The sequence below is a fragment of the Dysgonomonas mossii genome (genome assembly GCF_004569505.1).
In the GTDB taxonomy this organism is placed as follows: Bacteria; Bacteroidota; Bacteroidia; order Bacteroidales; family Dysgonomonadaceae; genus Dysgonomonas.
Genome location: NZ_SPPK01000002.1, coordinates 787,464 through 800,628, shown reverse-complemented (window position 1 = coordinate 800,628; position 13,165 = coordinate 787,464). Strand labels below are relative to the sequence as shown.

9 protein-coding genes and 1 tRNA gene are annotated in these 13,165 nt (G+C 36.9%); 5 read left to right on the top strand and 5 right to left on the bottom strand.

The genetic code is table 11. From position 1 onward, the window contains the following. The first annotated feature begins 24 nt into the window (after positions 1 to 24). Positions 25 to 108, top strand: a tRNA-Leu gene (locus tag E4T88_RS08725). Positions 109 to 901: 793 nt separating this feature from the next. On the opposite strand, the gene E4T88_RS08720 is transcribed toward E4T88_RS08725, so the two are convergent. The 5 genes from E4T88_RS08720 to E4T88_RS08700 form a co-directional block, all read right to left on the bottom strand. Further along, on the bottom strand, positions 902 to 2,308 hold the full coding sequence (locus E4T88_RS08720) for an efflux transporter outer membrane subunit (RefSeq protein WP_135105067.1): 1,407 nt from the start codon (positions 2,306 to 2,308) through the stop codon (positions 902 to 904). A gap of 2 nt (positions 2,309 to 2,310) precedes the next feature. Further along, positions 2,311 to 5,481 (bottom strand): efflux RND transporter permease subunit, encoded by a 3,171-nt coding sequence (locus tag E4T88_RS08715; protein ID WP_135105066.1) that lies wholly within the window; start codon positions 5,479 to 5,481, stop codon positions 2,311 to 2,313. A gap of 32 nt (positions 5,482 to 5,513) precedes the next feature. Then, positions 5,514 to 6,632, bottom strand: coding sequence for an efflux RND transporter periplasmic adaptor subunit (locus E4T88_RS08710; RefSeq protein ID WP_135105065.1), 1,119 nt, complete (start codon positions 6,630 to 6,632; stop codon positions 5,514 to 5,516). A gap of 13 nt (positions 6,633 to 6,645) precedes the next feature. After that, positions 6,646 to 7,119, bottom strand: a complete 474-nt coding sequence (locus E4T88_RS08705) for a MarR family winged helix-turn-helix transcriptional regulator (protein WP_135105064.1) — start codon at positions 7,117 to 7,119, stop codon at positions 6,646 to 6,648. 184 nt (positions 7,120 to 7,303) lie between these two features. After that, entirely contained in the window at positions 7,304 to 8,599 is a 1,296-nt protein-coding gene (locus E4T88_RS08700; protein ID WP_135105063.1) for a mechanosensitive ion channel family protein, read from the bottom strand. 564 nt (positions 8,600 to 9,163) lie between these two features. Here E4T88_RS08700 and E4T88_RS08695 point away from each other — a divergent pair. From E4T88_RS08695 to E4T88_RS08675, 4 genes are all read left to right on the top strand, one after another. Beyond that, positions 9,164 to 9,985: an AraC family transcriptional regulator gene (locus E4T88_RS08695; RefSeq protein ID WP_135105062.1), complete on the top strand. Its 822-nt coding sequence runs from the start codon at positions 9,164 to 9,166 to the stop codon at positions 9,983 to 9,985. 96 nt (positions 9,986 to 10,081) lie between these two features. Then, on the top strand, positions 10,082 to 10,450 hold the full coding sequence (locus tag E4T88_RS08690) for a VOC family protein (RefSeq protein ID WP_135105061.1): 369 nt from the start codon (positions 10,082 to 10,084) through the stop codon (positions 10,448 to 10,450). Positions 10,451 to 10,989: 539 nt separating this feature from the next. After that, positions 10,990 to 11,895 (top strand): sugar phosphate nucleotidyltransferase, encoded by a 906-nt coding sequence (locus E4T88_RS08680; protein ID WP_135105060.1) that lies wholly within the window; start codon positions 10,990 to 10,992, stop codon positions 11,893 to 11,895. 170 nt (positions 11,896 to 12,065) lie between these two features. Beyond that, complete coding sequence (locus E4T88_RS08675) at positions 12,066 to 13,064, top strand: class II fructose-bisphosphate aldolase (RefSeq protein WP_135105059.1); 999 nt, start codon at positions 12,066 to 12,068, stop codon at positions 13,062 to 13,064. Positions 13,065 to 13,165 lie beyond the last annotated feature (101 nt).

Sequence of the window (13,165 nt, the reverse complement as noted above, 5' to 3'; positions counted from 1 at the left end):
TCGCATTTTTTTGTTTTAAAGCATGCGCACGTGGTGAAATTGGTAGACACGCTACTTTGAGGGGGTAGTTTCCGTAAGGATGTGCGAGTTCGAGTCTCGCCGTGCGCACACGAATATTTATACAACCTCATTGATTAACAATAGTTTTTCAATGGGGTTTTGTATTTGTAGAAATGCTTGTTGGAACAATACGGAAAGGCAATAACTAAATCCGAATCTGAAATAAATTTCATAAGGTGGCACAGATATCTTTATTTTAGGTAAAAGTCAGAGTAAGGTATTCTCGTATTGCTTATATTTTTCTGTCTTATATCGTTACCAAGCCATGCTTCGTAGCAGAGAGAGGCTTAATGTCGATACGTATTAAATCTTATTTTGTCCAAAACCAAATAAGCAAGACCAAAGCAATTAAGGTTATTAAAAATAAGTTTAGCAGCTTATGTAGATCATTATCTTGTCTCATCTTTCATTTATTTCATTTGGCTATAGCGAATACACTATACAGCAAGAATCTCTTTTTACCTAAAAAATTAATAAGTATAATTTTCAGTAATTGCCATCCGGTTTCGTATACATTAGATAATAATTTCAGGAATTTCCAGATAGTGTGAGTTCACATAAATTCATTCAATAAAAATCCTGTACTATAAAACAAAAGATACAAGAATGATCCTTTCACTCCTGTATTTTTTAACTATTCCTTTTTATATAATTATGAGCTTTATTTGTCTTCAATTTGCTCTATGTCGTTGTTCAGGAGGCAAGATACAATAAAAAAATAGGACAGCCAAATCTTAAATAAAATACTTTTTTTAGTTAAATTGATAAAATCTCAGCCTAAAAAAATAAGGATATTCATCACGAATATCCTTATTAAATATTTGGTATGTTTCAGATTGTATTACTCTACACCTCCTCCAAGCGCCCTGTATAAATTAACAGTTGCCTGAAGCTGTTCGAGCTTATCATTTACCTGGCCAAGTTGTGCTTGCAACAGATTTTGCTCTGCGTTTAGCACCTCTGTATAATTTGCCTCTCCGGCTTTCAGCAAAACTTTAGTATCATCCACCGCAGTAAAGAGGGCTTCCACTTGCTTGGCTCTATCTTCGTTTTTACGTAACGATGATTCGTAAGTATACATTATATCAGAAACCTCTTGTCCTGCTTTTAAGACTGTTTGTTCAAATGTTAACAGTGCTTCTTCCTGTTGAGCTTTAGCCACTTTATATTGTCCTCTCAACTGATTTCCTGCAAAAATAGGTTGAGTTAAGCCTCCTACTATATTAGCTAATATATTGGCTGGTTGAAAAAACTGAGACAATGTATTAGAAGCATAACCTATTGTTGACGTACCCAATGTTAATGAAGGATACAAAGATCGCTGAGCGACATTCCTCATTTCAAATGCATATCTGAATCCCATTTCAGCTTGAATTACATCCGGACGCTTCGCCAACATTTGTGCTGGTATGCCATATTGTAAATGAGAAGGAACAGGTTGATCTTTGATAGCAGTTCTATATACCGGACCTGGCTTGCGACCAACAAGAACAGAAAGAGAATTCTCCAATTTTCTTATTTGGCTCTCAAGTGTAGGCACGCTAACTTGCGTATTATACAATAATGCTTCACTCTGTTTAACACCTGCACGGTTGAGCAATCCAGCCTGCATCATATCGGTCATAGTAGCCGTAGATTCTTTAAGCAAACCTATGGTCTCTTTCGTAATCTTTAGTTGCTCGTCTAAAGCCAATAGGGAATAATAAGTAGTTGCGATATTGGCAACCAATGAAGTTTGTATCAAGTTACGATAAGCATGAGTACTAACCAAATTAGCGTACTGAGCTCTCGACTTGCTACTAAGTTTTCCCCAAAGATCGGCTTCCCATTGTACGGCAAAACCCAACCCAAACTGAGTACCGGTTTCATATCCTAATACTCTCTCTTTTCCGTTTTTAATACTTCCCCGTGTGTGCGTCACCTGACCGGCTAAAGCTATAGTTGGAAAATATGCAGACTTAGCAACCACCAGACCAGCTTCAGCTTGTTGGATTCTGGTATAAGCTATTCTCATATCAAAGTTATTAGCCAATCCTTCATCAATAAGAGCCTGAAGGGCAGGATCTGTAAAATATTCCCTCCACGGGATATTTGCAATCGTAGTAGTATCTGTGGGATTTTCTCCCCTAAACATATCTTGCGAGTCTATTTCAGGAGCTTTATAGTTACTTACTATTCCGCAGGAGGTGAATCCCATTGAGAGTATTACTCCCAACAGAACCACACCTTTTATATATTTTCTCTTCATTGTTATTGGTTTTTATTAATAAACTCATCATTAGAGTTAATCATACCCGATTTACTTATCTTATCCTGTATTGTCTGGAATATAATATATAGGGAAGGAATAACCAGTACCCCAAGCATAGTCCCAATAAACATACCCCCTACAGCACTAATACCGATCGATCTGTTACCGATAGCTCCTGCTCCTGATGCAAACATCAGTGGTAATATACCTGCAATGAAAGCAAAGGAAGTCATCAAGATCGGGCGAAGACGTGCTACAGCTCCGTTTACGGCAGCTTCCACAATACTCATACCTTGCTGACGTCGCTGTAATGCATATTCCACAATAAGGATAGCATTCTTTGCCAGCAACCCGATTAACATAATCATCGATATTTGGACGTATATGTTATTTACAATTCCTCGCGAAAGACCGAATATCATCAAGAATATAAATACTCCGGCAAGACCCACCGGCAAAGAGAATAACACGGCCAATGGTATAATGTAACTTTCGTACAAGGCAGACAGCAATAAATAAACGAATATCAAACAAATGCCAAATATTAATATTGTTTGGCTTCCACTACCAGCCTCCTCTCGAGTCATACCTGAATATTCGAAAGTATATCCATCAGGGAAAATAGTTTTATCTTGAGACCATTCTTCCAATAGACGTAATACGTCACCGGTACTCTTTCCATCAATTAGGTTAGGTATAACGGTCAAGTCGATAGATGAATACATATTGAATCGGCTCAATGTTGGAGGAGCAACAATATCTTCTACATGAAGAAATTCTGTAATTGGAGCCATCTCTCCGGATTTTGTCTTCACAAACAAACCACTCAAATCATCCCATTTTCTTCTATATTCAGGAGATGCTTGCAGTACCACCCTAAATTGTTTTCCATACAAGTTGAACGTTGAAGCATATGAACTTCCTACATAAGCTTGCAATGATCCCATTACTTCACTAAGAGTAAGACCGGCTGCTTTTATCTTTGGCAAATCGGCGGATATCTCTTTCTGAGGGAAAGCAGGGTTAAAGTTAGTCATGGCCATGAGGACAACATCATTTCTAGCCCGCAGTTTTTGAAGGATATTTTGAGCAACATCATTAAATTTGTTGATATCACCTCCCGTACGGTCTTGCAATTGCATTTCAACGCCTGCTCCCAAACCAAAACCTTGAAGGGTTGGAGTGGCCACAAAAAAGAAAGTAGCACCCTTTATCTTGCTTGTCTTTTCTTTTAGGATTGCAGACACTTCGTTTGTTGACAATTTACGATCATTCCAAGGTTCCATTTTCACTACTAGGGTACCGTAAGAACTGTTCATACCAGCCATAAAGTTAACCCCTGTAATGTTTGTAACACTCTTTACACCTTCTATATCATGAGCTATTTTAACAACCTCGCTAACAACAGAATCTGTTCTCTCTAAAGAAGATCCCGGAGGTAATGTTACAAAGGCAAGAACACCACCACTATCCTCATTAGGCACAAAACCTGTAGGTAACAGCTTCATCAATCCGAATAAAACAACTGACGATACGATGATTATAGCTACTGTAATCCAACGATGTCCTTTTCTTCCAAGGAAGTGAAGACTCTTCTTGTACTTTTGAGTCGCACTGTTGAAAGTCATATTAAAGTAATAATAGAAGCGCTGGATGAAACTTTTGCTCTTATGCTCCTCATCATGTGGCTTCAAAAAGAGAGCACACAAAGCAGGACTTAACGTCAATGCATTGATCGCCGAAATAAGAATTGCAATAGAAAGGGTTAACCCGAACTGCTTAAAGAATATACCTGAAGTCCCTCCAATAAAGCTGACCGGAATAAACACCGCCGACATTACAAGTGTAATGGATATAATCGCAGGTGCAATTTCTTTCAAGGCAGTGATCGTAGCTACTTTCGGATCTTTTTCTCCGGCATCGAGCTGCGCATGTACCGCCTCGACGACGACAATGGCATCATCGACCACAATACCGATAGCCAACACGAGAGCAAACAGTGTCAATAGATTTATAGAGAACCCAAACACCTGTAAGAAAAAGAATGTACCGATAATGGCAACAGGAACAGCTATAGCCGGAATAAGAGTAGATCTTATATCCTGTAAGAATACAAACACGACTATAAACACCAATATAAAGGCTTCAATCAACGTATGGATTACTTTCTCTATAGATGCATCCAAGAACTCACTGGAGTCCATTATATAATTGATCTTAACTCCCGAAGGCAATGTTTTTTCTGCATCATTCAGTACAGCCTTAACATTCTTAATAACCTCCTGTGCATTTGATCCTGCAGTCTGGTTGATCATTATAAATACAGACTGATTTTTGTCTGTTTCTGAAACAACGCTATAGCTCAACGAACCCAGCTCAACTTTAGCGATATCCTTCAATCTCAAAATTTGTCCGTCTTGAGAGCGTAGTATGATATTACCAAATTCTTCTTCGGTTTTTAGCTTTCCTGTATATCTCATGGTATATTGGAACGACTGATCACTATTTTGCCCCAATTCACCCGGTGCTGCTTCTATATTTTGATCTACTAATGCTGCTGAAACCTCTTGTATAGAAATCTTATATGCAGCCATTACGTCAGGCTTTAACCAAACACGCATCGAGTAGTCCCTTGCGCCAAACACACTGGCATTACCAACACCATATACACGCTTTATCTGAGGTAAGATATTAATGTTAGCATAATTCTGAAGGAATTGACCATCATAATCAGGGTTATTTGTACTCAAAGTCAAACCTAATAGTGTACTATTCTGCTGTTTTGATACAATTACCCCTAGCTGAGTCACCTCTTGCGGAAGCAACGGTGTAGCACGTGCAGCTAGATTTTGTACGTTTACAGATGCAATGTCCGGATTAACTCCTTGCTTAAAGAGTATCTTAATGGTAGCCGTACCATTACTGGCTGACGATGTCATATATGTCATCCCTTCCACACCGTTTATCTGTTCTTCGAGGGGAATAACCACACTATTCAATACCACATCCGCATTTGCACCCGGATAGGTAGCCTGAACCTGTACTGTCGGAGGTGCAATATCCGGATATTGTTCTATTGGCAACGTTGCCAACCCAATAATACCTAATACTACAATGATGACAGAAATAACAGTAGAAAGCACAGGTCTTTCTATAAATGTCTTTAACATTATTTCCTTATTTTATTTATTAAATAAATTATCTATTTCTTGACAATAATTCTAGCACTGTCAGACAATGTTGCAATACCGTCTACTACAACTCGGTCGTTAGGCGCAAGTCCGTTTGTAACAACGTATCTTTTGCCATCAGGCGTAGCAGCAACATCTATAAGAGTTTGAACAGCTATAGAATCACTAACAACTTTATAGATGAGCAATTTATTTTGTTTGGTCAATGTAGCTGCCTGCGGTATAACAAGAGCCTTTTCAATGTGTTTAGGAATCAAAAGATTTCCGCTGAAACCACTACGCAAAAGACCTTCAGAATTAGTAAATTCAGCTCTTAAGTTTACAGAGCCGGTAGTTACATTCACCTGACCTGATATCGTTTTAATAACTCCTTTTTCCGGATACATTGTTCCATCAGCCATTCTCAGCGATACCTTAGGCAGATTTTTTATCTTTTCAGCCTGATTTTTTCCCGGCAAGTTAGCTAACAAGGAAACAAGATCTTTTTCATTCAATGAGAAATAAGCAAACACACTTCCTATGCTCGAAACTGTAGTTAAAACATTTGAGTTATTAACCAAGCTTCCTTGACGAAAGGCGATGGTTCCAACAACTCCATCAACAGGGCTTGTCACATTTGTCCAGCCTAATGTTGCATTAGCATTTGCCAAAGTAGCCTCAGCCTGGTTCTTTGTTGCCAGAGCCACATTGTATGCATTTTGATAAGTTGCCAACTGTGTTGTACTAACAATACCTTTGTCTGCCAATGGTTTAATTCTGTCTACATTCAGTTTCGCTGTTTGCAACTGAGCTTCGGCACTGGCAACTGCAGCCTTCGCTGTTGTTACAGCCTGGATAGCTGAAGGCGAGTTAATCTTAAACAATGCTTGCCCTTTTCTTACTACAGACCCCTCGTCTATATAAATAGCATCAATAAATCCATCTATACGCGGTCTGATCTCAATATCTTCCTGGCCTTTGATAGTAACCGGATATACAGACTCCAGCTCTACACTTTCTTCACTTAGCACGGCTGTTTTATATTCTTGCGGTGCCGTATTAGTCTGCGCAAAAGGATTGGCTCCTCCACCACAAGATGATGTTATAACCATTAGAGCCATTGCTCCAAAAACAATCTGTCTTAAATTCATACCTAATCAATATTTAATTACCTGTTGTTACTTTATTAAATCGTTCTATTTCTTGTAAAAGAATCTGTAATTGAGTTTTCAGTGCTTCACAATCAATATTCTCAAATAATAAGCTTTGCCCTTCCCTTACTTTAGCAATAGCTCTTTCGAAGAGTTCCGAGCCTGATTTGGTCACTTCCACAATTCGGGCTCTAGTATCTGTTGCACTTTCCCTCCTACTTATAAGGCCTTTCTTTTGAAGATTTCTTAATATAGTAGAAGTAGTCATAGGATCAATACCTGTCTCTTGCGACAGAATAATTTGTGTAGCTTCAGTATTTTCTCTCGACATATGATAGATCGCTCCAAGCAACTCCAATTGTGACCCTGTTAGACCAAATTCACCTAACAGACGGAGCTTCCCTCTCTGCCAATATTTAGAAACTTTCCAAATTAAATAACCTATATCATCATTGGAATCTTCTAACTTATTACAATTTCCCACCATTCAATAGTTTTTATATTTCGGGACAAAAGTAATAAGCACACTTATTATAAGCGCACAATGCGACCAAATTAATTTACAATATTAACGTTTTTTAAAAAATAAATAACATTCATTTACAAAAAAAATGCCTTTTCGCTATTATAATTTACGAAAAGGCACTCCCAGTAAGAGAATACAAAATTTACTATTTTACATTTTCCTTGATATATACATCAAAAATATCACTTCCGGAAGATTCTTCAAATATTGTGAGATCAAAATATTTGACAATGCCAATAAAGTGATTTACTATTTCAGATAATATAAGTTCATATTCGGCCCATACGGTGGTATTAGTAAAGGTATATAGTTCTATTGGCAACCCTTGAGGTCCCGGAGGCAATTGTCTTACCAGCAAAGTGAGGTTCTTATCAATCCTCGGATGGTTGCGTAAATAATATATCCCATACTGAAGAAACAAGTCACTATTTGTTATCCGATACATATTTGATAATAAGCCCTCTCGCTTAGGCATCTTCGAAAATTCCTTTTGTTTAGCTGTGATATATTCTTTTAGCCCATCAATCTCTTTATACTTCTCCAGCTCATCATCGGTTAGAAATCGTATTGTATTATGTTTTATGTTCAGTGCTCTACGAAAACGTCTTCCTCCCGAATCCTGCATTCCTCTCCAGTTTTGGAACGAATCGGAAATCAAGGCATAAGTAGGTACCGTTGTTATTGTTTTATCAAAATTTCTGATTTTAACGGTTGTAAGATTTATCTCTTCTACATTGCCATCTGCACCATATTTGTTCATCGTAATCCAATCACCGATTTGAACCATATTATTTGTTGTAACCTGAATACTCCCGGCAAATCCCTTTATTGAATCTTGGAATAATAACATCAGAATAGCAGAAGCCGCTCCCATCGCAGCAAAAAATGTAGTAGCCGACTTGCCTGTGAGGATAGAGTAGATAACAACGGCTCCAAAAATAAACAATACAATTTGAACAACCTGGAAATAACTTTTCATAGGTTTGTTCTGGAAAGCAGGCTTTTCTTGCAAAACACCACCAAATGACCGAACAATTGACATTATAATCCAGATAACCATGAATACCATATATACATCCGTAGCTTTAAGCATCGGAGTAATCATTGTATGGAAATCATAGAATATCACGGGAATCGTTCCTCTTACAAAAGAATAAGGGCCTATCAGTGCAAGATAATGCGGCAACCTGTTTTCTATTGTATAATTAATAAAAGATAGTTTTGTTATATTAACCGCTCTATGAAAAACAAAAAGCAATATCCTCCTTAATAAGTATTGCAAGCACAATACTATTATTACAACTAATGCAAATAACACAATCAGTTTGGTATATATTATCCCTTGTTCGGGAACGCCCAATCCTATCAAAAAGTCTTGTATCCATAGAGCAATAGTTTTGGTTATCGAACCTGCTTCAGTTTGTATCTCCTTTGAATCCATTTCTATCATTTTATTACCTTATTTGTATTAAATTCAATCTTCATACTTCAAAACACATAAATATATGAAATAATTTGACTTCTTCTAAAACTATTTTCTCTTAAATGTTATAAAACTTCATATTTAAAACAAATATAATTATTGACAGCCTTATTATTCCCTCACTTGACACCTTGACTATCCAGTATACCTAAACTGGCTTCCCTGTTTTGCTTACGCCTAAATCTGACAGATTCTCACAATTCACCCAGTAATAGACCAAACGCCTCATAGAATGACCATTTGAGAAAATAATAATACACCGGTTCTCATTTAGAATAGTCTTTAGGTTATATTTGTCATTAATAGCTTGTTTCTACCAACTAGAAAACATTATTAAATATCTCTTTTACATCATGTTTTCGTTTACGCTCTTTCCTTAATAAACTTTTTTCAATATATTGTGATTGGTTATCGGTTATGTCGGTTGGATAAATCTTACTCATAACCAATTCAAACGATAAATATGATAAAAAACTTATTTTTACAATAATTCATTGAAATTTAAACAGACTCTTAGCAAAAATGCAGTACGAAACATTTGAACCAAGCAGTGTCCTTAAATCATTAGTTAAATGTTACTGGACGTTGGAAGTTCCTGCCGAAAACAACGCAGAGAAACAACGAATTGTACCCGATGGCTGTTTGGAAATGGCTTTTATTCTCGGAGACGATATTAGACGTTTTACTTCCGAATGTGAATTTATACTCCAACCTCGTGCAATGGTTCTTGGTCAGATCATAGACCCTTTTTACATTCAACCAACAGGCTATGTAAATACTTTTGCGGTTCGTTTCTATCCTTACGGTTTTGCAAATTTTGTAAAAACGTCTATCAAAGATCTTGCAAATAAGGAAACCCCGATTACTGAGCTTTTTGAAGTAACAAAAGCAAACGAGTTGGAACAAAACATCATTCACGCAACCGACACGCAACAAAGAATTAAGATTGTCGAAACTTTTTTATTGAACAAGATCAACGAGAAAGCCACAATCGACAATATTGTAAAATCAACTGTTGATACACTTTTCTTAACAAATGGAAATTCATCGATTAGTACAATCCTCAAAGAAAATTTATCCAAGCGCAGACAATTGGAAAGAAATTTCATGAAGCAAATCGGAATCAGCCCCAAACAATTAGGAAAAGTAATCCGGCTGCAAACGGCTCTGAAGATGTTACTCAGCCATAAAACCGAAACACTCACTCAAATCGCTTACGAAAACGAATATTACGACCAGGCGCACTTTATCAAAGATTTTAAAGAATTTACAGGAACCAATCCTAAGGAGTTTTTAGAAGACAGACAAAATGTGCTGTCATCCCTTTTCTACAAAAAAGGTTAAGGCTGTCGCATTTTTACAATTTTGAAGATTAACAGTATTTTATCTTTGCAATTTCTAATCAATCTAATTTATAAAAATAACAAAAGATAAAAAATTATGCGTAATTTAATTTCAATAGTAGAAATTCCAACAACAGACTTCTCAAGAGCAGTTCATTTTTATCAAACGATCTTAGGCATTACGATCGAAGAAGTCGATATGGACGGAACACAAATGGGGGTTTTGCCGAGTGACGGGGAAACCATAAATGTAGTTTTAGTTAAAGGCATCGATTACAAACCGACAAGTGATGGAGCGGTTCTTTACTTGAATGCAGGAAATGACCTACAACCAATGCTTGAAAAGGTAAGCAAAAATGGGGGGCAAATCATTGTAGAGAAAACCCTAATCAGTCCTGAAATGGGATTTTTTGCACTGTTTATGGATACAGAAGGAAATAAGTTAGGACTTCATTCAGCACAATAAGCAGATGAAATAGGAAATATAAATTAAGGACTAAGAGTCTGTTTAAATTTCATTGAATTGTTATAAAACAATCTGTTTGTCGGATACTTAAAACAATATTCAAAGGTGGTTTCAGACCAATCAAATAACATCAGGTAATAGAACAAACTGTTACCTGGTTTGATAATGACAGAAGCTTATGTAAAAATAATGAAACATCCTTAAATGCAGCCGAACAGATCATCAAAATATCGACTATAAAATTATTATTGAATAAAGTTTAAACAGACTCTAAGCAAATCTTAACCTTTTTTTAGGTCGGAAGCGAAGTACGCAAACTTATAAAAAATCATTAAGTTATCATTAAGAATTCCATTCCGTTTCTGCATTCAATCAATAATCAGATGATCTTCTACAAATCTTTTCTGAGAGAATAAAGCAAAGACACAGATAAGATTACACAACAAATGTGAATAGAATATATCGTATCACTATTCTTATTAATCTATAAATAAACTATCTTTGCGCCTGAAAATTACTAATCGAAAAACAATATACTTATGAAACCAACCTTGTACGTACTTGCTGCCGGCATGGGAAGCCGTTATGGCGGATTGAAACAACTTGACGGTCTTGGTCCCAATGGCGAAACCATTATGGACTATTCGATCTACGATGCTCTTAGAGCTGGATTTGGAAAGATAGTTTTTGTTATCAGAAAATCATTTGATAAAGAATTTCGTGAAAAGATTATATCCAAATACGAAAAGCATATACCGGTAGAAGTAGTATATCAGGAATTGGACAACCTACCTGAGGGTTTTACACTACATCCCGACAGACAAAAGCCTTGGGGTACAAATCATGCTGTGATGATGGCTAAGGAGGTTATACACGAACCTTTTGCTGTAATCAACGCTGATGACTTCTATGGACGCGAAAGCTATGAAATACTAGCAAAACAATTAATAGCAATGACCGGAACTGAAAACCATTATTGCATGGTCGGATACCGTTTAAGCAATACCTTGTCGGAAAGTGGGGCTGTAGCTAGAGGTGTTTGCGAAACAGATAACAATCATTTTCTATCGAGCATCGTAGAACGTACCCACATCGAGCGCAAAGACGGTGTAATTCAGTACAAAGATGCAGAAAACTATTGGTTCGAATTACCTGAAAATGCTCCCGTTTCGATGAATATGTGGGGCTTCACTCCCGACTATTTCGAACATTCTGACAAGTACTTTGTTAAGTTCTTAGAAGCAAATGAAGGAAACCACAAAGCCGAGTACTTTATCCCGCTGTTAGTAGATCATTTGATTTTGAACAAAACAGCAGACGTTAAGGTATTGGATACTCCATCCAAGTGGTTTGGTGTGACATATGCTGAAGATAGAGATGGAGTAGTAGGAAAGCTTCAAAAGTTAGTAGAAAAAGGTGAATATCCGACTCCTTTATGGAAATAAACCTAAAAGGTTATTTTATACTATTTTGAAATCTTTTATCACTATTTTTTGTTACTTTTGCATAGTAATCTATAGGTGACAACACGAATTAACGATATTTGTACACCTTGGATAGCAAAAAGGCATGAATTTCAATAAATATACATTATATAATAATAAATTTAACAACAATGGTAAGTTATAAAGACCTAGGATTAGTAAACACTAAAGAGATGTTTGCAAAAGCTGTAAAAGGAGGATATGCTATCCCTGCTTTCAATGTAAACAACATGGAACAATTGCAGGCTATCGTTCAAGCTGCTGCTGAAACAAAATCTCCGGTAATTGTTCAAGCATCAAAAGGTGCTCGTCAATATGCTAACCCTATTTTATTACGTTATATGCTACAGGGTGCTGTAGAATATGCTAAAAGTCTAGGTTGGGAAAAACCACAAATCGTGCTTCACTTAGACCACGGCGATACTTTCGAAACATGTAAAGACTGTATAGATTCAGGATTCTCTTCTGTAATGATCGACGGTTCTCACCTTCCATACGAAGAAAACATTGCTCTAACCAAGAAAGTTGTAGAATATGCACATCAGTTTGGTGTAACAGTTGAAGGCGAACTTGGAGTACTAGCAGGTGTGGAAGACGAAGTTGTTGCAGAACACCATACTTATACAAGACCTGAAGAAGTAGTAGACTTTGCTACAAGAACAGGTTGCGACTCTTTGGCTATCTCTATCGGTACTTCTCACGGAGCAAACAAATTTACTCCTGAACAATGTACAAGAGATGAGAACGGTCATTTAGTTCCACCTCCATTGCGTTTCGATATCCTTGAAGCTATCGAAAAAGAACTTCCTGGATTCCCTATCGTTCTTCACGGAGCGTCTTCAGTTCCTCAAGAAGAAGTAGCAACTATCAACAAATATGGTGGTGCACTTAAAGATGCAATCGGTATCCCAGAAGAACAACTTCGTAGAGCTGCGAAATCAGCTGTTTGCAAAATCAATATCGACTCTGACAGCCGTCTTGCTTTGACTGCTGCTGTTCGTGAAGTATTTGCTACTAAACCTGCTGAGTTTGACCCACGTAAATATCTTGGACCAGCTCGCGACAATATGAAGAAACTATACAAACACAAAATTGAAGCTGTGTTAGGTAGTGCAGGAAAAGCTGAATAAAAAGACTTTTATATAATCTGAAAAGGGAGTTACTGATTAGTAGCTCCTTTTTTATTTTATGATTTTTTAATCACAAACGCTCAACAGTCTAAATAAATAGA

Bases quoted from the DNA above. Each gene is read 5' to 3' on its own strand.
- E4T88_RS08720 (WP_135105067.1), bottom strand. From the start codon at position 2,308: ATGAAGAGAAAATATATAAAAGGTGTGGTTCTGTTGGGAGTAATACTC.
- E4T88_RS08715 (WP_135105066.1), bottom strand. From the start codon at position 5,481: ATGTTAAAGACATTTATAGAAAGACCTGTGCTTTCTACTGTTATTTCT.
- E4T88_RS08710 (WP_135105065.1), bottom strand. From the start codon at position 6,632: ATGAATTTAAGACAGATTGTTTTTGGAGCAATGGCTCTAATGGTTATA.
- E4T88_RS08705 (WP_135105064.1), bottom strand. From the start codon at position 7,119: ATGGTGGGAAATTGTAATAAGTTAGAAGATTCCAATGATGATATAGGT.
- E4T88_RS08700 (WP_135105063.1), bottom strand. From the start codon at position 8,599: ATGGATTCAAAGGAGATACAAACTGAAGCAGGTTCGATAACCAAAACT.
- E4T88_RS08695 (WP_135105062.1), top strand. From the start codon at position 9,164: ATGCAGTACGAAACATTTGAACCAAGCAGTGTCCTTAAATCATTAGTT.
- E4T88_RS08690 (WP_135105061.1), top strand. From the start codon at position 10,082: ATGCGTAATTTAATTTCAATAGTAGAAATTCCAACAACAGACTTCTCA.
- E4T88_RS08680 (WP_135105060.1), top strand. From the start codon at position 10,990: ATGAAACCAACCTTGTACGTACTTGCTGCCGGCATGGGAAGCCGTTAT.
- E4T88_RS08675 (WP_135105059.1), top strand. From the start codon at position 12,066: ATGGTAAGTTATAAAGACCTAGGATTAGTAAACACTAAAGAGATGTTT.